This window comes from Alcanivorax sp. VBW004 (genome assembly GCF_009718865.1).
GTDB lineage: Bacteria > Pseudomonadota > Gammaproteobacteria > Pseudomonadales > Alcanivoracaceae > Alcanivorax.
On the sequence record NZ_WNHC01000001.1, the window covers coordinates 1,516,714 to 1,536,157 of the forward strand.

Annotated in this window: 15 protein-coding genes and 5 tRNA genes; all 20 read left to right on the plus strand. The window is 56.1% G+C overall.

The features are described 5' to 3' along the window. The coding region (locus F1529_RS17600; RefSeq protein WP_230457736.1) for a hypothetical protein at nt 1–205 on the plus strand (205 nt) is incomplete at its 5' end. A gap of 403 nt (nt 206–608) precedes the next feature. After that, a complete protein-coding gene (locus F1529_RS06905) occupies nt 609–2,291 on the plus strand; it encodes an AMP-binding protein (RefSeq protein ID WP_155133219.1) in 1,683 nt (560 codons plus the stop codon). A gap of 5 nt (nt 2,292–2,296) precedes the next feature. Beyond that, nucleotides 2,297–3,259: a biotin--[acetyl-CoA-carboxylase] ligase gene (locus F1529_RS06910; RefSeq protein WP_155133222.1), complete on the plus strand. Its 963-nt coding sequence runs from the start codon at nt 2,297–2,299 to the stop codon at nt 3,257–3,259. Further along, nucleotides 3,256–3,993, plus strand: coding sequence for a type III pantothenate kinase (locus F1529_RS06915; protein ID WP_155133225.1), 738 nt, complete (start codon nt 3,256–3,258; stop codon nt 3,991–3,993). The genes F1529_RS06910 and F1529_RS06915 overlap by 4 nt, the downstream gene beginning before the upstream one ends. A gap of 17 nt (nt 3,994–4,010) precedes the next feature. Beyond that, nucleotides 4,011–4,661 (plus strand): SPOR domain-containing protein, encoded by a 651-nt coding sequence (locus tag F1529_RS06920; RefSeq protein ID WP_370456970.1) that lies wholly within the window; start codon nt 4,011–4,013, stop codon nt 4,659–4,661. A gap of 83 nt (nt 4,662–4,744) precedes the next feature. Beyond that, nucleotides 4,745–4,820, plus strand: a tRNA-Thr gene (locus F1529_RS06925). A 77-nt stretch (nt 4,821–4,897) separates the two neighbouring features. Beyond that, a tRNA-Tyr gene (locus F1529_RS06930) sits at nt 4,898–4,981 on the plus strand. Nucleotides 4,982–5,059: 78 nt separating this feature from the next. After that, nucleotides 5,060–5,133 (plus strand) — tRNA-Gly (locus tag F1529_RS06935). 44 nt (nt 5,134–5,177) lie between these two features. Then, nucleotides 5,178–5,253, plus strand: a tRNA-Thr gene (locus tag F1529_RS06940). Between the two features lie 156 nt (nt 5,254–5,409). Beyond that, complete coding sequence (gene tuf, locus F1529_RS06945; RefSeq protein ID WP_007151164.1) at nt 5,410–6,600, plus strand: elongation factor Tu; 1,191 nt, start codon at nt 5,410–5,412, stop codon at nt 6,598–6,600. 67 nt (nt 6,601–6,667) lie between these two features. Beyond that, nucleotides 6,668–6,743: transfer RNA gene (locus F1529_RS06950), tRNA-Trp, on the plus strand. Between the two features lie 43 nt (nt 6,744–6,786). After that, on the plus strand, nt 6,787–7,161 hold the full coding sequence (gene secE / locus F1529_RS06955; protein WP_007150146.1) for a preprotein translocase subunit SecE: 375 nt from the start codon (nt 6,787–6,789) through the stop codon (nt 7,159–7,161). A 9-nt stretch (nt 7,162–7,170) separates the two neighbouring features. Next, nucleotides 7,171–7,713, plus strand: a complete 543-nt coding sequence (gene nusG, locus F1529_RS06960) for a transcription termination/antitermination protein NusG (protein WP_039926800.1) — start codon at nt 7,171–7,173, stop codon at nt 7,711–7,713. Nucleotides 7,714–7,826: 113 nt separating this feature from the next. Then, complete coding sequence (rplK, locus tag F1529_RS06965) at nt 7,827–8,255, plus strand: 50S ribosomal protein L11 (protein ID WP_007148611.1); 429 nt, start codon at nt 7,827–7,829, stop codon at nt 8,253–8,255. Nucleotides 8,256–8,258: 3 nt separating this feature from the next. Then, nucleotides 8,259–8,954 carry a 50S ribosomal protein L1 gene (gene rplA, locus F1529_RS06970; RefSeq protein WP_007150884.1) on the plus strand — a complete coding sequence of 232 codons (696 nt, stop codon included), beginning with the start codon at nt 8,259–8,261 and terminating at the stop codon, nt 8,952–8,954. 306 nt (nt 8,955–9,260) lie between these two features. Continuing rightward, on the plus strand, nt 9,261–9,791 hold the full coding sequence (gene rplJ / locus F1529_RS06975) for a 50S ribosomal protein L10 (RefSeq protein WP_007148782.1): 531 nt from the start codon (nt 9,261–9,263) through the stop codon (nt 9,789–9,791). Between the two features lie 65 nt (nt 9,792–9,856). Next, nucleotides 9,857–10,234: a 50S ribosomal protein L7/L12 gene (gene rplL / locus F1529_RS06980; protein ID WP_007149799.1), complete on the plus strand. Its 378-nt coding sequence runs from the start codon at nt 9,857–9,859 to the stop codon at nt 10,232–10,234. 146 nt (nt 10,235–10,380) lie between these two features. Continuing rightward, on the plus strand, nt 10,381–14,523 hold the full coding sequence (rpoB, locus tag F1529_RS06985; RefSeq protein WP_155133228.1) for a DNA-directed RNA polymerase subunit beta: 4,143 nt from the start codon (nt 10,381–10,383) through the stop codon (nt 14,521–14,523). A gap of 91 nt (nt 14,524–14,614) precedes the next feature. Beyond that, complete coding sequence (gene rpoC, locus F1529_RS06990; protein ID WP_007150244.1) at nt 14,615–18,817, plus strand: DNA-directed RNA polymerase subunit beta'; 4,203 nt, start codon at nt 14,615–14,617, stop codon at nt 18,815–18,817. 218 nt (nt 18,818–19,035) lie between these two features. After that, a complete protein-coding gene (gene rpsL, locus F1529_RS06995; protein ID WP_011587675.1) occupies nt 19,036–19,407 on the plus strand; it encodes a 30S ribosomal protein S12 in 372 nt (123 codons plus the stop codon). Nucleotides 19,408–19,444: the final 37 nt, after the last annotated feature.

The window sequence follows — 19,444 nt, forward strand, 5'->3', positions numbered from 1 at the left end:
CAAACAGAAAACCCTCGTCGCGAAAGCGTCGGGGGTTTTTTGTGTTCAGGCTGGGCAGAAGCGCGCTTCCTGCCACAATCTGGCGCTGTCAGGCCCCCGCCCCCCTCCCTGTAATACCCTTGCCAAAAAGACACGCCACAACCGCGATGTCCTGCGACCCTGTGTTATGAAGCTATTGCCGTCGCCGGAAGAGGTGTTCGCTTGAAAGACTAGCTCACCAGCCGGGGTGCAGTCGGCATGTATTTCCTCTTGAATTTAGTTCACCGTTATCTGCTGGAAGATTAACCGGTAACACGCTTTATTCAGGCGCCTGCAGCCTCTATTCTTGCTGCTGTGACTTTCGGTATTCCTACAGTAAACAAGCGTTTACCAACCATTTGCTAGCCTGGAAAGGCTCCATTGCTGTCGGCGAAAGTGGTATGGTTGAGCCTTGCTGACGAGGGGCGGCAGAGGATCTGTATTGCCGGTCAGCGTTTGACAGCTTGGTTTGCCGGGAAGATGTTGCTCTTCCTCGGCATGGTTAACAGAATTCGCAGGGTTAGCCTGCACCGGCCTGCCATATGGCGGGGTGTTTCTTTGAATTTTGGACTCGGGAAAGGTTGAGAATTATGACAACAGAAAAAAGTGTGCTGACTCCACTACAGGCGCTGGCTCAGCGTTGTTCGCAGCACGGCGATGCGGTGGCGTTTGTTCAGCCCCTGGGTGGCGGTAAGCTGCAAGAGTATACCTGGAAGCAGGTGGATGAAGAGGCGCGTAAAATTGCCGCCTACCTGCAGTCCCAGGGTATGCAGAAGGGCGATCATGTTGCGCTGGTGTCCAAGAACTGTGCGGAATGGATCATCACTGATGTGGCAATCTGGATGGCGGGTGGCGTCAGTGTTCCCCTTTACCCGACGCTGGTGGCCGAGACAGTGCGTCAGATCATGGAGCACAGTGAGTCCAAGTTCCTCTTTGTCGGCAAGCTCGACGACTGGGACATGATGAAGGCCGGTGTGCCAGAAGGGGTTGCACAAATTGCCTTGAGCCTGGCGCCGGAAGATGCCCTGCAGTCGTTCCCGAAATGGTCGGACATTATTCGTGATACGGCGCCGTTGGCGGATGTGAATGTACCGGATCTCGGTGATCTGGCGACCATCGTTTATACCTCTGGCACCACCGGTATGCCAAAGGGCGTGATGCACGACTTTGCGAGTCTTTCCACTGTCGGGGAAAAGATGATCAAGGTGTACGATCTTAAGCCTGACGAGCGCATGATTTCTTATTTACCGCTGTCTCATGTGGCTGAGCGCGTGGCAGTGGAAATTGCCGTGCTGTATGTCGGTAACAAGATCTTTTTTGCCGAGTCTCTGGATACCTTTGGCGAAGATATCAAGCGGGCACAACCAACCGTATTTTTTGCGGTGCCGCGTATCTGGTCCAAGTTCTACCAGAAAGCTTCGGAGGCGGTGCCCCCGAAGAAGCTCAATCGGTTGCTCAAGATTCCTTTCCTTAACAAGATCATCAAGAAAAAAGTGCTTGGTGCCATGGGGCTGGATGAGTGCCGCATTGCGTTGTCCGGCGCTGCCGCGTTGTCACCGGAAATTATTACCTGGTTCAAGAAGCTGGATCTGGAAATTCTCGAAGTCTACGGCATGACCGAAAACCTGGCCTGGTCTCACACCACGGAAGAAGGGGATCAACAGATTGGCTGGGTGGGGACACCCAATGACGGTGTTGAATGCCGCATCGGTGAGGGTGGCGAAATTCTGGTGCGCAGCCTGGGGAACATGAAGGGCTACTACAAGCAGCCAGAGAAGACAGCAGAAGATCTGACCGAAGACGGTTGGTTGCGCACGGGTGATGTGGGCGAAATTGACGGAAAGGGTCGCTTGCGTATCACTGGCCGTGTGAAAGAGATTTTCAAAACTGAAAAAGGCAAGTATGTCGCGCCGGCGCCGATTGAGAATCGACTGTCGACGATGCCGGGTCTCGAGCTGGCCTGTGTGATCGGGCAAGGTATGGGGCAGCCGGTTGCCTTGCTTAACATTACTCCGGAAGAGCAGGAGCGTTTGAGCAAAGGCAGTGAGAAGGAGCACTTTACCAAGGAGCTGGAGAAGCTTCTCGCCCGCGTAAATGAAGTGCTGGACCCTCACGAGCGTATGACCACGTTGATCGTGTGCAAGGATGCCTGGAGTGTTGAGAATAACCTGATCACCCCAACACTGAAGCTGAAGCGCAACGAAATCGAAAAGCGTTACGGCGATGATATTATTCAGTGGTCCAAGACACGCGGGGTTGTTTGGGAGGCTTGAGCGCGATGAAAGAGGCGGACCAGTCGCTGGTCCGTCTTCTCGCCGACGGTAACTTTCGTTCCGGTTCAGAGCTTGGGGAGGTGTTGGGTATTTCCCGGGCCGGGGTCTGGAAGCGGGTTCAGCGCCTTGCGGATTTTGGTCTCACTCTGGAATCCGTGAAAGGCAAAGGTTATCGGCTGGCTCAGCCCCTGGAGTTGATCGACTCCGATATTGTGCAGCGCCGCCTGGGCGGGGCTGCGGACCTCCATTATCAGTGGGTCACCGGTTCCACCAATGCGGATGCCCTGGCATTGGAGGGACCCGTTACCCGTCCCCAGGTGTTTGTCACCGAATGCCAGCTGGCTGGTCGCGGTCGCCGCGGCCGGGCCTGGCAATCTCCGTTCGCCGCGAATCTCTATGTTTCCATTCGGTTCACATTACGTGGTGGCTTTGCCGCGCTGGGTGGGCTGAGTCTGGCCGTTGGCGTGTCTGTTGCCGAGGCGTTGCGCGAGCTTGAGCCTGCCCTGCCAGTGACTCTCAAATGGCCCAATGACCTTTTGGTTGATGGTGCCAAGATTGGTGGTGTGTTGATCGAGCTTGCGGGCGAGATGGATGGGCGTGTGGATGTGGTGATCGGCGTGGGGCTCAATGGCCGGATGACGGCGGGTCAGGCTGATGCCATTGATCAGCGCTGGATCGATTTGGCTGCTGTATTGCCGCAGATGCCATCGCGCACGGATCTCGCCAGCCTGGTGATTACCCGGTTAATGGGTATGCTGCCGCTGTTCGAGAGCGATGGATTTGCCGCGTTTGCGGAATCGTTCGCTCAGCTCGATGCGGTATCCGGCAAGAATGTGGTTGTCAGGGCCGTGGATCAGGAGCTCGTGGGTGTTGCTGCTGGAGTGGCCTCTGATGGCGCGCTATTGCTGAAAACAAAAGATGGGCTGCGTTCCCTGTACGGCGGAGAAGTGAGTTTGAGAATCCAATGAAGCTGTTTGTTGATGTGGGCAATACCGCCATGAAGTGGCGTTACTGCGACGGCGCAACGGTGCATCAGGGTGGCTGCCGCCATGAGCGCGAGTGGTCGCGGGTGGTGGATGTCATGTTGGCGGGAGCAGGGCGGTCGCCTGAAGAAATATGGATCGCGTCAGTCGCCGGACCGGAGGCGGATACGGTTATTGCCTCCTGTCTTGCGAGTCGCACAGGTTGTCAGCCCCGGTTTTATTATTCCTGCGAATCCGATTTTGGTGTGCAAAGTTGTTATCCGGAGCCGAGAAAGCTTGGCGTTGACCGCTGGGTGGCAATGATTGAGGGGTTTCAGCGCTACGGGGCATCGATCATTATCGATTGCGGCAGCGCCTTGACGATCGATGCTGTGGACGGGCGTGGTGTTTTCCTCGGGGGCTATATCGTGCCGGGGCTTGGCATGTTGCGTGGCGCCTTGCTTCGCGATACTTCGGATGTGCATATCGAGCCAGGAACGGCGCAGCTGCAGCTTGGGCAGTCTACCGGTGAGTGTGTTCATAACGGACTCTTGCGCATGTCTGTGGCCTTTGTCACGGAGGTGGTGGTTGAACTGCGCCAAGTGCTTGATGATACTAGCAAAGTGCTCGTCACGGGCGGCGATGCGCCGGAGTTGATTGGTTCGTTTGCGTTTGAATTTGAGCACGCGCCGGATTTGGTCCTCGATGGGCTGGAGCGAGTGGCTGCACGACAACAATAAATGATGGGGGAACACCTGTGCGGTGGATATTCTACAGTTTGCTGGTGATCAATTTGGTCTACGTGGGCTTTCAGTTGACCAAGTCGCTGGCTCCGGAGCCTCCTTCTCTGCGTTTGCCGGTCTCCCAGGCGGCTGCCGGTGGCGAGCGCTTGCGGTTGCTCGCAGATAGTCCTCAGCCGCAAAGTGTACCGGCGGCCAGCGTGCCCGGCGGTAGCTTGTGTCCGGTGATTGGGCCATGGGAAAACCGTGAGCAGGCAGAGGCGGGTGCGGTACAGCTCAAGGCCATTGGGCTGCCCGGCCGGGTGCGGGGATTGAGCGTGCAGAAGGACCGCCTTAACTGGGTGTATCTGCCTTCCTATGAGGATAGAGAGCGTGCCTTGCGTGTGCTCAGAGAGCTGCAGGACCATGGTGTCGACAGCTTTGTTGTCAAGGAGGGTGAGGACGCCAATGCGATTTCCCTGGGCTATTTCTCCAGCGCTGAATCCGCAGAAGGGCTTCGGTTGAAGATGCAAAATGCGGGCTATCCGGCGTTTGTCCGTGAAACGGCCCGGGATGTGACCGAATATTGGGTCTATCTGTCGAACTCGAAGCCTGAAGATAACGCCGACCTGAAGGTGTTTCTTGAGGGAAATCAGTCGCTTGGTATCGACAAGGTTTCCTGTTATTGATTGGGTGCGCAATTATTAGGCGTTTGATGCCTAAGTGGATTGCGTCCCCCCATGCCTTTCTATAGAATTCGCAACCCTTGTGAGCTGGCGTAGCTCAGTTGGTAGAGCAGCTGATTTGTAATCAGCCGGTCGGGGGTTCGACTCCTCTCGCCAGCTCCAATTAATAAACGCTTGGTAACTACTTGAAAACAAGTTGACAAGTTGTTGAAGCGTAAAGAGAATGTAGGCCCTTTTCTGGAGGGGTTCCCGAGTGGCCAAAGGGATCAGACTGTAAATCTGACGCGAAAGCTTCGGAGGTTCGAATCCTCCCCCCTCCACCAGATAGATTGATTTTGCCGGGCGATCAAGTCGCTCGGCGAAATCAGAAAGCCGGAAGGCTGGCAGGCATCGGAAGAATTGCGGGTATAGTTCAACGGTAGAACCTCAGCCTTCCAAGCTGATGATGCGGGTTCGATTCCCGCTACCCGCTCCAGCTCCGGAGAGGTTTGGTCATCGTTAAGGTGGCATGAAGGTTATGCTCTTGTAGCTCAGTAGGTAGAGCACACCCTTGGTAAGGGTGAGGTCACCGGTTCAAATCCGGTCAAGAGCTCCAATTTCCGGGCCCAGGTATATCCTGGGTCCGGCTTCATGTGTCTTGATGGTGCCAAGGTGGTCTGCGCGAATAAGCTGCAGTCCTTAAATGTGTCTTTATCGGGTGTATGCGCGCCATATGGCGAGAGAGCACAGCCAAGTTAAGAGGTGAAGAGTCGTGGCAAAGGAAAAGTTTGAACGTAATAAACCGCACGTAAACGTAGGCACCATCGGTCACGTTGACCATGGTAAAACCACCCTGACCGCCGCGCTGACACGCGTGTGTGCAGAAGTCTGGGGCGGTAGCGCCATTGCTTTCGATGGTATTGATAATGCCCCGGAAGAGCGTGAGCGTGGTATTACCATCGCGACCTCACACGTAGAGTACGATTCTCCGACTCGTCACTACGCCCACGTAGACTGCCCCGGTCACGCTGATTATGTGAAAAACATGATCACCGGTGCCGCGCAGATGGACGGCGCAATCCTGGTTTGTTCCGCAGCTGACGGCCCCATGCCGCAGACGCGTGAGCACATCCTGCTGTCCCGTCAGGTTGGCGTGCCTTTCATCGTTGTGTTCCTGAACAAAGCGGACATGGTTGACGATGAAGAGCTGCTCGAGCTGGTAGAAATGGAAGTGCGTGAGCTGCTGAGCGACTACGACTTCCCGGGTGACGATACGCCGATCATCAAGGGTTCTGCCCTGAAAGCACTGGAAGGCGATACCAGCGAAATCGGTATGCCTGCCGTGCAGAAGCTGGTTGAGTGCCTGGACGAGTACATCCCGGAGCCGGAGCGTGCCGTTGATCAGCCGTTCCTGATGCCGATCGAAGACGTATTCTCCATCTCTGGTCGCGGTACCGTAGTAACCGGCCGTGTAGAGCGTGGCATCATCAAGGTGGGTGAAGAGCTGGAAATCGTGGGTATCCACGACACCACCAAGACCACCTGTACCGGTGTTGAGATGTTCCGCAAGCTGCTGGACGAAGGTCGCGCTGGTGAGAACGTTGGCGTTCTGCTGCGTGGTACCAAGCGTGATGAAGTTGAGCGTGGTCAGGTACTGGCCAAGCCGGGCTCCATCAAGCCGCACACCAAGTTCGTTGCTGAGGTGTATGTCCTGAGCAAAGACGAAGGTGGTCGTCACACTCCGTTCTTCAACGGCTACCGTCCGCAGTTCTACTTCCGTACGACTGATGTGACAGGTGCATGTACTCTGCCGGAAGGTACCGAAATGGTAATGCCGGGCGATAACGTGCAGATGGACGTTGAGCTGATCGCTCCGATCGCCATGGAAGACGGCCTGCGCTTCGCGATTCGCGAAGGTGGTCGTACCGTTGGCGCCGGCGTGGTAGCTAAAATCACCGAGTAAGTTTTACGGTGATAAGGGGTGGCGGGCAGGCCCGCCACCCTGTTTTGTTTCAGGTTTAAAGAGTTACAGGCCAGTAGTTCAATTGGTAGAGCACCGGTCTCCAAAACCGGCTGTTGGGGGTTCGAGTCCCTCCTGGCCTGCCAATTTTCCCAAAACTGCCACTCAGGTGGTGGGGTGCATCGTCAGATGAGCGAGAAAACAGAAGCGCGTTCCGGCTCTGCCGCCTTTGAGGCGGTGAAGTGGTTGTTGGTTGTGGGGTTTGTTGCTGCGGCCGTAGTGGGCAATAGCTATTTCTCCGACCAGGCAACGCTGTATCGGGTGATCGGTGTCGTTGCTGTTTCTCTGGTGGCGGTGTTTGTTGCTCTGCAAACTGAGCAGGGCAAAGCGTTCAACCAGTTGCGTAAGGATTCTCTGGTCGAGCTTCGCAAGATTGTGTGGCCGACGCGTCAGGAAACCTTGCAGACCACGCTGATTGTTCTGGTCTTTGTTGTGATTGTGGCCCTGTTGCTGTTTGTGCTCGACTGGATTCTCGGTGGGCTCATGTCCTGGGTTATTGGCTAAGGGGTAAGCATGGCAAAGCGCTGGTACGTAGTACACGCCTATTCAGGTTTCGAGAAATACGTAAAACGTGCTCTTGAGGAGCGCGTTAAATTGCGTTCTATGGAAGAGCTTTTTGGCGAAATTCTGGTTCCCACTGAGGAAGTGGTGGAGATCAAGGGTGGCCAGAAACGCAAATCCGAGCGCAAGTTCTTTCCGGGTTATGTTCTGGTGCAAATGGAGATGTGTGATGACTCCTGGCACCTGATCAAGGAAACCCCGAAAGTGATGGGTTTCATTGGTGAAGATCCGAAAAATCCGGGTCGTGTTTCGCCCATTACCCAGAAAGAGGCGGATGCCATTCTGCGTCGTATGGATGATGCAGTCGAGAAGCCGAAGCCGAAGACATTGTTTGAAGCGGGTGAAGTGGTTCGTGTTAACGACGGTCCTTTCGCTGACTTCAATGGTGTGATCGAAGAGGTGAATTACGAGAAGAGCCGCCTGCAGGTGGCTGTGATGATCTTCGGTCGGTCCACACCGGTTGAGCTGGAGTTCGGTCAGGTCGAAAAAACCTGATTGGAAGCAGCGTTTAAATTAGGTGCCCTGGTCGCTGAAAGGCGGCCGGGGCGTTTTGACAACCTGAGGGGAGCCCGCCATAGGCGCGGCGTTTGCACCCAAGGAGTCTTAAAATGGCGAAGAAAGTACAAGCCTACATCAAGCTGCAGGTTGCAGCGGGTCAGGCTAACCCGTCACCGCCGGTTGGTCCTGCTCTGGGTCAGCACGGTGTGAACATCATGGAGTTCTGTAAGGCGTTCAACGCCCAGACTCAGCAGCTGGATGCCGGTGCGCCGGTTCCGGTCGTGATCACCGTTTACAACGATCGCTCCTTTACCTTCACCATGAAGACGCCGCCGGCGGCTTACCTGCTGAAGAAAGCGGCTGGTATCAAAAGCGGTTCCGGTGAGCCGAACACCAAGAAAGTGGGCAAGGTAACCCGTGCGCAGCTGGAAGAGATCGCCAAGGCTAAAGAGCCGGATCTGACCGCTGCGGATCTGGATGCCGCTGTGCGCACTATCGCGGGTTCTGCCCGTTCCATGGGCCTGGATGTGGAGGGTTAACCAATGGCTAAACTGTCTAAGCGTAACCGTGCCATCCGCGAGAAGGTTGAAGCGGGTAAGCTGTACCCGGTTGAGGAAGCTGTCGCACTGCTGGCTGAGCTTTCTGCCGTGAAATTCAAAGAGTCTGTGGACGTGGCGGTAAACCTGGGTGTTGACCCACGTAAATCCGACCAGAACGTTCGTGGTGCTTCTGTTCTGCCTCACGGTACCGGCAAGACTGTCCGTGTTGCCGTGTTTGCTCAGGGCGCCAAGGCTGAAGAAGCCAAAGAAGCGGGTGCAGACGTTGTCGGTTTTGACGATCTGGCCGAGAAGGTTCAGGCGGGCGAGCTCGACTTTGACGTTGTGATTGCATCCCCGGACGCCATGCGCGTTGTCGGCAAGCTGGGCACCATTCTGGGTCCCCGCGGTCTGATGCCGAACCCGAAAGTTGGCACCGTGACTCCTGATGTTGCCCAGGCGGTTAAAAACGCCAAGGGTGGTCAGGTGCGTTACCGTACCGATAAAGGCGGGATTATTCATTGCACCGTCGGCCAGGTGGGTTTCGACTCCAGCGCCATCAAGGAAAATGTGGAAGCGTTGATCGCTGACCTGAAAAAGGCCAAGCCATCTTCCGCTAAAGGGACTTTCTTCAAGAAGGTTACCTTGTCCACCACCATGGGTCCCGGTCTGTCCATCGACCCGGCATCCCTGGCGATGTGAGAAGTTTCGATCCTGCCGCAAGGCAGGATCAAAAGGGCTTTGATCCCGGCGGCGCGTCTCATGCAGTGAGCGACGCCGGGGCGTCAAAGACCGCAGGTTTTCGGTGTGTTTTGGTGTCTGCCTTTATGAGGTAAGTAAGCCGCCGGAATTAAGGGGTAACCGCCTGCGCAGGCGCGGTAGTTGTTTCCTGATTTGCTCAGGTTGTGGCTCCGCGATAATAGCCGGGAAACCGGCTCTGGCGACCGCCTCGAAATCAGATTGCAGTCGATTTTGACGGTTAATGTTTGTGAATCCAGGAGGTACATCATGCCTTTGAATCTGGAGGACAAACGAGCGATTGTTGCTTCGGTTAATGCTGTTGCTACTGAAGCGCTGTCTGCTGTGGTTGCTGACTATCGTGGTCTCACTGTTTCTCAGATGACTGAGTTGCGTAGTAAGGCCCGTGAAACCGGCGTGTACCTGAAAGTAGTACGGAACACGCTGGCGAAGTTCGCCGTGAAAGACACTGAATTTGAGTGTCTGAACGATGCACTGGTTGGCCCCACTGTTTTGGCTTTTTCCCAGGATGATCCGGGCGCTGCTGCTCGCCTCATCAAGGATTTCGCCAAAGACCATGACGCGCTGGAAGTAAAAGCTCTGGCCGTGGGTGGCGTAACTTATGGTGCGCAGGATATCGATATCCTCGCCAAGTTGCCGACTCGCGACGAAGCAATTTCTCAGCTCATGTCCGTTATGCAGGCCCCGGTGGCCAAGTTTGTTCGTACCCTCAACGAGGTGCCCGGCAAATTTGTTCGCACGGTTGCTGCAGTCAAGGACCAGAAACAGAGTGCTGCCTGATTTTTCAGGTTGCGTAACTACCCGATCTAATCGGATCACCAAAGTGGTGATTTAGGAGATTGAAAATGGCCGTTTCCAAAGAAGATATCCTCGGCGCTATCGCCGATATGAGTGTTATGGACCTCGTTGAACTGATCGAGGCCATGGAAGAGAAATTCGGCGTTACCGCCGCTGCCGCTGTTGCTGCTGCTCCTGCAGCCGCTGGTGGTGAAGCTGCTGCCGCTGAAGAGCAAACCGAGTTTGACGTTGTTCTGACCGGTTTCGGTGACAAGAAAGTTGGCGTGATCAAGGCTGTCCGTGAAGTGACTGGCCTGGGTCTGAAAGAAGCCAAAGAGCTGGTTGAAGGCGCTCCTGCTCCTGTTAAGGAAGGCGCTGCCAAAGACGAAGCCGAAGAGATCAAGAAAAAGATCGAAGAGGCTGGCGGTACTGCCGAGCTCAAGTAAGCGCGTTAGCGCTATGTCTTTCCGCGGTTTCGCGGAAAGGCGCCGGCTGGCAGCTTTTTGGCTGCCAGCCTTTTGTCGTTTCTGTATGAAGGGTTTCATGCAGAAATATCACCACAGGGTGATAGGTCAACAGCTGAGGAACGCAGATGGCATACTCATTCACTGAGAAAAAGCGGATCCGCAAAGATTTCGGCAAGCTTCCAAAAGTTATGGAAGTGCCTTATCTCCTGGCGATACAGCTCGATTCTTACCGTAAATTCCTGCAGCAGGATAAGAGCGCAGAAGAACGCCTGGAAGAAGGTCTGGAAGCCGCTTTCCGATCGGTATTTCCGATCGCCAGTTATTCAGGAAATGCAGCGCTGGAGTATGCCGGCTACGAGTTCGGCAAACCCGTTTTTGATGTAAAAGAATGCATCATTCGCGGTACTACCTACGCGGCGCCATTGCGTGTGCGTATTCGTCTGGTGATTTACGATCGTGAATCATCCGGGGCGATCAAGGATATTCGTGAACAACAGGTCTACATGGGTGAAATTCCCCTGATGACCGAAAATGGTACCTTCGTTATCAATGGTACCGAGCGTGTAATCGTGTCCCAGCTGCACCGGTCTCCCGGTGTGTTCTTCGACCACGATAAAGGCAAGACTCACTCTTCCGGCAAGCTGCTCTATTCTGCCCGGGTGATTCCTTACCGTGGTTCCTGGCTGGACTTCGAATTCGATCCCAAAGACCAGGTCTTTGTGCGGATCGACCGTCGCCGCAAATTGCCGGCGACCATCCTGCTGCGTGCGTTGGGTTACACCTCCGACGAAGTGTTGGAGATGTTCTTCGACACCAATGAAATCGCAGTAGAAGACGGCATTTACCGTATGAAGCTGGTGCCGGAGCGTCTGCGTGGTGAAACCGCGACCTTCGATATCCTGGCTGACGGTGAAGTCGTGGTTGAACGTGGTCGTCGTATTACCGCGCGCCACATTCGCCAGTTGGAAAAAGCCAACATTGAATACCTGGAAATCCCGGCTGAATACCTGCAAGGCAAATACCTGGCCAAGTCGATCATCGACCAGGACACCGGCGAGATTCTGGTGGAGTGTAATACCGAGCTGACCGCGGAAACGCTGGAGAAGCTGGAGCAAGGCGGTATTACCGACTTTGAAACACTCTATACCAACGATCTGGATAACGGCCCGTTCATGGCCGATACCCTGCGCGCTGATCCGACCCGTACGCCGCTTGAGGCATTGGTCGAAATCTACCGCATGATGCGCCCGGGTGAGCCGCCGACCAAGGAAGCGGCTGAGAACCTGTTCAAGAACCTGTTCTTCACCGATGAGCGTTACGACCTGTCCGGTGTTGGCCGGATGAAGTTCAACCGTCGTCTCGGTCGTGAAGATGAGACCGGTCCTGGCATCCTTTATGACGGCCGTTACTTCAGCGCCCGCTCCGATGAGGAAGGTAAGCAGTACTTCGAACAGATGGGCGGCGAAACCTCCGACATCATTGAAGTGCTGAGAACCCTGGTGGATATCCGCAACGGTAACGGCGTGGTCGATGACATCGACCACCTGGGTAACCGTCGTGTGCGTTCCGTGGGTGAAATGGCCGAGAACCAGTTCCGTGTGGGCCTGGTACGTGTTGAGCGTGCGGTCAAGGAGCGTCTGAGCCTGGCCGAATCCGAAGGCCTGATGCCGCAGGATCTGATCAATTCCAAGCCGGTGGCTGCTGCCGTGAAAGAGTTCTTTGGCTCTTCCCAGCTGTCCCAGTTCATGGATCAGAACAACCCGCTGTCCGAGATTACGCACAAGCGTCGTGTCTCTGCGTTGGGCCCGGGTGGTCTGACCCGTGAGCGTGCCGGCTTTGAGGTGCGTGACGTACACCCGACTCACTACGGTCGTGTGTGTCCGATCGAGACCCCTGAAGGTCCGAACATCGGTCTGATTAACTCTCTGGCCACCTATGCCCGCGCCAACGAGTACGGCTTCCTCGAGTCTCCGTACCTGAAAGTGATTGACGGCAAGGTCAGTGAAGAAATCGAATACCTGTCTGCGATCGAAGAAGCTGAGTGCGTGATCGCACAGGTGGACGCGAAAATGACAGAAGACGGCGGTTTCGAGGAAGACTTCGTTACCGTGCGTCACCGTTACGAATTTACCGTGATGGAGCGCGACACCATTACCCATATGGATGTCTCTCCTCGTCAGGTGGTATCCGTGGCGGCGTCGCTGATCCCGTTCCTCGAGCACGATGATGCGAACCGGGCCTTGATGGGCTCGAACATGCAGCGTCAGGCTGTGCCGACCCTGCGTGCTGACAAGCCGCTGGTGGGTACTGGCTTCGAGCGTCACGTTGCCCGTGACTCCGGCGTCTGTGTGGTCGCCACCCGTGGCGGTATCGTCGACAAGGTCGATGCATCACGGATTATCGTTAAGGTTAATGACAGTGAAGTGAGTGAAGGTGAGGCCGGGGTTGATATCTACAACCTGACCAAATACACCCGCTCCAACCAGAACACCTGCATCAACCAGCGTCCGCTGGTGAAGGTGGGTGATCGGGTTGCTGCCCGCGATATCATGGCTGACGGTCCTTCTGTGGACATGGGCGAATTGGCCCTGGGTCAGAACATGCGCGTGGCCTTCATGCCGTGGAATGGCTACAACTTCGAGGATTCCATCCTTATCTCCGAGAAGGTGGTGAAGGATGATCGTTTCACCTCCATCCACATTCAGGAACTGACCTGTATCGCCCGTGATACCAAGTTGGGTCCGGAAGAGATTACTGCGGATATCCCCAATGTGGGCGAAGCGGCGCTGTCCAAACTGGATGAGTCCGGCATTGTCTACATCGGTGCAGAAGTGGAAGCCGGCGACATTCTGGTGGGCAAGGTAACGCCGAAAGGCGAAACCCAGCTGACCCCTGAAGAGAAGCTGTTGCGTGCGATCTTCGGTGAGAAAGCCTCCGACGTGAAGGATACCTCTCAGCGCGTATCTTCCGGCGTTAAGGGCACCATCATCGATGTACAGGTCTTTACCCGCGATGGTGTTGAGAAAGACGAGCGCGCTCGTCAGATCGAGCAGGCTGCCCTGGAGCAGTTCCGCAAGGATCTGAAAGACGAGTACCGTATTCTCGAGCAGGATATTCTTGAGCGTCTGCGCACCGTAATGGTGGGCAAGAAGGTTAACGGTGGTGCGGGCTTCAAGCGCGGCGCAGAGTTGACCGGTGACGTTCTGGACGGCCTGGATGCCGAGAAGTGGTTCGAACTGCGTCCGGCTGACGATGATGTGGCCGAGCAACTTGAGCGTGCCCAGCAGTATCTGGAGCAGCACAAGAAGGAGCAGGACGAGCGCTACAAGGACAAGCAGGCCAAGATCTCCGGTGGTGATGATCTGGCTCACGGCGTCCTGAAAGTGGTCAAGGTTTACCTGGCAATCAAGCGTCGTATTCAGCCCGGTGACAAGATGGCCGGCCGTCACGGTAACAAGGGTGTGATTTCCGTAATCATGCCTGAAGAAGATATGCCGCATGACGAGAACGGCGTGCCGGTGGATGTGGTGCTGAACCCGCTGGGTGTACCGTCCCGTATGAACGTGGGGCAGATTCTGGAAACCCACCTGGGTTGGGCTGCGAAAGGTCTTGGTGAGCGGATCGGCGAAATGCTGGCCGAGCAGAAGAAGATTGCGGACATTCGCGTCTTCCTCGACAAGATCTACAACCAGGCGGGTGCCGGTGGCACACCGGAAGATCTGGACAGCTTCAGCGATGACGAAATCATCGACCTTGCCAAGAACCTGGTGGGCGGCGTGCCCATGGCGACGGCAGTATTCGACGGCGCCAAAGAGTTCGAGATCAAGGAGCTGCTGGAGCTGGCTGGACACGACCGCTCCGGTCAGGTGCAGTTGTGGGATGGCCGTACCGGTGAAGCCTTTGACCGCAAGGTGACCGTGGGCTACATGTACATGCTCAAGTTGAACCACTTGGTGGACGACAAGATGCATGCGCGTTCCACCGGTTCCTACAGCCTGGTTACCCAGCAGCCGCTGGGTGGTAAGGCGCAGTTCGGTGGTCAGCGTTTCGGTGAGATGGAAGTGTGGGCGCTGGAAGCCTATGGCGCCGCTTACACCTTGCAGGAAATGCTCACTGTGAAATCCGATGACGTGAATGGCCGTACCCGCGTGTACAAGAACATCGTGGATGGTGATCACCGCATGGATCCGGGTATGCCGGAATCCTTCAACGTGTTGCTGAAGGAAATTCGTTCTCTCGGTATCAATATCGAGCTGGAAAACGACTGAGGCAGTGGGCGTTGTCTGATAGCGGACGGCGCCACTGTTACCCGGGTTTAGGAAAGAATCTAGAGCGAAAGCTCACTACGGAGGACTGGCCTTGAAAGACTTGCTGAATTTGCTCAAAAGTCAGGGACAAGTCACGGAGTTCGACAAGATCCGCATCGCGCTTGCGCCGCCGGATCTGATCCGCTCCTGGTCTTTTGGCGAAGTGAAAAAGCCTGAGACCATTAACTACCGCACGTTCAAGCCTGAGCGTGATGGTCTGTTTTGTGCGCGAATCTTTGGTCCGATCAAGGACTACGAATGCCTGTGCGGTAAGTACAAGCGTTTGAAGCATCGTGGCGTAATCTGTGAAAAGTGTGGCGTTGAAGTCACCCTGTCCAAGGTGCGTCGTGAGCGCATGGGCCATATCGAGCTGGCCAGCCCCACTGCTCACATCTGGTTCCTGAAGTCACTGCCGTCACGTATCGGTCTGATGCTGGACATGACCCTGCGTGATATCGAGCGGGTTTTGTACTTCGAATCTTTTGTCGTGACCGAGCCGGGCATGACCACGCTGGAGCGTGGACAGCTGCTTACCGACGAAGAGTATTTCGATTCCCTGGAAGAGTTCGGTGACGAATTCGAAGCCAAGATGGGTGCCGAAGCCGTACAGCAGCTGCTGATGGAGCTGGATCTGGTTGAAGAGATCAAGATCCTGCGTGAGGAAGTGGAATCCACTAACTCCGACACCAAGCTGAAGAAGTTGTCCAAGCGTCTCAAGCTGATGGAAGCCTTCAAGGATTCCGGTAACGCGCCTGAGTGGATGATTCTCACCGTTCTGCCGGTTCTGCCGCCGGATCTGCGTCCGCTGGTACCACTGGACGGTGGCCGTTTTGCGACCTCCGACCTGAACGATCTGTATCGCCGGGTGATCAACCGGAACAACCGCCTCAAGCGTCTGCTGGACCTGAGTGCGCCGGACATCATCGTGCGTAACGAAAAGCGTATGCTGCAGGAATCTGTGGATGCGCTGCTCGATAACGGCCGTCGTGGCCGCGCCATTACCGGTTCCAACAAGCGTCCCCTGAAATCCCTGGCCGACATGATCAAGGGTAAACAGGGTCGTTTCCGTCAGAATCTGTTGGGCAAGCGAGTCGATTACTCCGGTCGTTCCGTGATCGTGGTAGGCCCGACTCTCAAGCTGCACGAGTGTGGTCTGCCCAAGAAGATGGCGCTGGAACTGTTCAAGCCGTTTATCTTTGCCAAGCTGGAAGGGCGTGGTCTGGCGACCACCATCAAGGCGGCCAAGAAGATGGTCGAGCGCGAAACTGCCGAGGTGTGGGATATCCTCGCCGAAGTGATTCGCGAACACCCGGTGATGTTGAACCGGGCGCCGACCCTTCACCGTCTGGGTATCCAGGCGTTCGAGCCGGTACTGATTGAAGGTAAAGCCATCCAGCTGCACCCGCTGGTGTGTGCGGCATTCAACGCCGACTTCGATGGTGACCAGATGGCGGTACACGTACCGCTGACCCTGGAAGCCCAGCTCGAAGCCCGTGCGCTGATGATGTCCACCAACAACATCCTGTCCCCGGCCAACGGTGAACCGATTATCGGTCCTACCCAGGACGTGGTATTGGGTCTGTACTACATCAGCCGTGACCGTGTGAATGCACAGGGTGAAGGCCAGGTGTTTGCCGACACCAAGGAAGTGATGCGTGCGCTGGGTAACAAGCAGGTGCACATTCATGCCCGCGTTAAAGTGCGAGTGCATGAAGTGGTGAAAGACCTGGAAGGTAACGTGGAAGAGCGTACCTTCATCGCCGACACCACCCCCGGCCGTTGTAAGCTGTGGGATATCGTGCCGGCGGGTCTGGGCTTCGACATGGTCAACCAGAACATGACCAAGAAGGCCATCTCCAAGCTGCTGAATACCTGCTACCGGATTCTGGGCACCAAAGAGACCTGTATCTTCGCTGACCAGCTGATGTACCTGGGCTTCCGCGAAGCGACGCTGTCCGGTTCTTCCATTGGTGTGGAAGACATGGTGATTCCGGATGCCAAGTACACCATGATCGATGCTGCCGAAGAGGAAGTGCGCGAGATCGAGGAGCAGTTTGCTTCCGGTCTGGTAACCCGCGGCGAGCGTTACAACAAGGTCGTGGATATCTGGGCGCGGACCAATGACCAGATCGCCAAGGCGATGATGGAAAACCTCCGTGTTGAAGTGGTCAAGAACCGCGACGGCAAGGACGAAGAGCAGGGCTCTTTCAACTCCATCTTCATGATGGCCGATTCCGGGGCGCGGGGTTCCGCCGCCCAGATTCGTCAGCTGGCCGGTATGCGTGGTCTGATGGCGAAGCCGGATGGCTCCATTATCGAAACGCCGATTACCAGTAACTTCCGTGAAGGTCTGAACGTACTCCAGTACTTCATCTCTACTCACGGTGCACGTAAAGGTCTGGCGGATACCGCACTGAAAACGGCGAACTCCGGTTACCTGACACGTCGTCTGGTGGATGTGGCGCAGGATCTGGTGATCAATCATATCGATTGTGGCACCGAGGAAGGCCTGCTGATGACGCCGCTGATCGAAGGTGGTGACGTGGTAGAGCCGCTGCGCGAACGTGTTCTCGGTCGTGTGGTTGCCCGTGATGTGATGAACCCGCTGAAACAGGACGAAGTGGCGGTGGAAGCCGGCACCCTGCTGGATGAGGTCTGGGTTGAGCAGCTGGAAACCATGGGTGTGGACGAAGTGCTGGTGCGCTCGCCGATTACCTGTGCGACTCGCTGGGGCGTGTGTGCCACCTGTTACGGTCGTGATCTGGCCCGTGGCCATCAGGTCAACGTGGGCGAGGCTGTCGGTGTTATCGCGGCACAGTCCATTGGTGAGCCGGGTACCCAGCTGACCATGCGTACCTTCCACATTGGTGGTGCGGCTAGCCGGGCATCTGCGGTGTCCAGCATTCAGATCAAGCACGGCGGCAAGGTGCGTTTCCACAATGCCAAGCACGTGCAGCACAAGGACGGTCTGGTCATCGTTTCCCGTTCTGCGGATCTGGCGGTGGCTGATGAGATCGGCCGTGAGCGTGAGCGTTACAAGCTGCCCTACGGTGCCACTGTGACCGTGAACGAAGGTGACGAAGTTGGCGGTGGTCAGGTTGTTGCAACCTGGGACCCGCACACACACCCGATCATCGCGGAAGTGGAAGGTAAGGTGCAGTTCGGTGATATGGAAGAAGGTATCACCGTAAACCACCAGACCGACGAGCTGACCGGCCTGACCAATATCGAAGTGCTCGGTTCCCAGAACCGTCCTTCTGCGGGTAAGGATATGCGTCCGGTTATCCGGGTGCTGGATGGCAAGGGCAAGCCTATTGTCATGCCTAACACAGACATGCCGGCTCAGTACTTCCTGCCGGGCGGCGCGCTGTGTGGCCTGAAGGATGGCGCCAACATCGGTGTGGGTGACGTGATTGCGCGGATTCCGCAGGAATCCTCCAAGACCCGTGACATCACCGGTGGTCTGCCCCGTGTTGCTGACTTGTTCGAAGCACGGAACCCGAAAGAAGCGGCAATCCTGGCTGAAAAAACCGGTACCGTGTCCTTCGGTAAAGAAACCAAAGGCAAGGTTCGCCTGGTGATCACTCCGGATAACAGTGATGACAACTACGAAGAACTGATTCCCAAGTGGCGTCAGCTCAACGTGTTTGAAGGTGAGCGGGTTGAGAAGGGCGAGGTGGTTTCCGATGGGCCGCTGAACCCCCACGATATCCTGCGCCTGAAAGGTGAGTCCGAGCTGGCCCGTTACATCGTTAACGAAGTGCAGGAGGTTTACCGCCTGCAGGGTGTGAAGATCAATGACAAGCACATTGAAACGATCATCCGCCAGATGCTGCGCAAAGTAGAGATCCTGGAAGTGGGCGAGTCTCACTTCATCAAGGGTGAGCAGGCAGAATATGCCCGCGTTATGGAAGAGATCGACCGTCTGAAAGCCGAAGACAAGATGCTGCCGCAATACCAGCGTCTGTTGTTGGGTATCACCAAGGCTTCCCTGGCAACCGAGTCCTTCATCTCTGCGGCGTCTTTCCAGGAAACCACCCGCGTTCTCACCGAAGCGGCGGTAACCGGCAAGGAAGACGATCTGCGTGGCCTGAAAGAAAACGTGGTTGTGGGTCGTCTGATCCCGGCCGGTACCGGCTATGCCTACCACATGGATCGCCGCCGCCAGCGTGCTGACGCACGCGGGCCGGAAGCGCCGACCATGGACGAGGTGGAAGCGGCTCTGTCCGAGGCGCTTAGCTCCTCCGACGAGTAGTGCGGGCGTTTTCTTGACCCGATAATGGCACCCGCACAAGTGGCTGGTGCCATTTCGCCCCTTCGGGGGCAACAGTAGAGATTCTCCGGCGCCTTGACGGGATGCCGGGGGCTCCCTACAATCGCTGCCCCCCATGGTTTCATGGGCGGTAATTGGGTGGCATGGGCCGTAAACTGACGGTTTTTGTCACAGAACTGTAAGCGTGAGGCAGTAGTTTCATGGCAACTGTAAACCAGCTGGTGCGCAAGCCGCGCAAAAGCAAGGTAGAAAAGAGCGACTCCGTAGCCCTGCAGGGCTGCCCCCAGCGTCGCGGCGTTTGCACTCGGGTGTATACCACTACTCCGAAGAAGCCGAACTCCGCGCTGCGTAAAGTGTGTCGTGTGCGTCTGACCAACGGTTATGAAGTCTCTTCCTACATTGGTGGTGAAGGGCATAACCTGCAGGAGCACTCCGTAGTGTTGATCCGTGGCGGTCGTGTAAAAGACCTTCCCGGTGTTCGCTACCACACCGTACGTGGCACCCTGGATACGGCAGGCGTGCAGGACCGCAAGCAGCGTCGCTCCAAGTATGGCGCCAAGCGTCCGAAGTAATACCTAGCTACCTTTTCTGAATGCCGTAGCCCGTGTG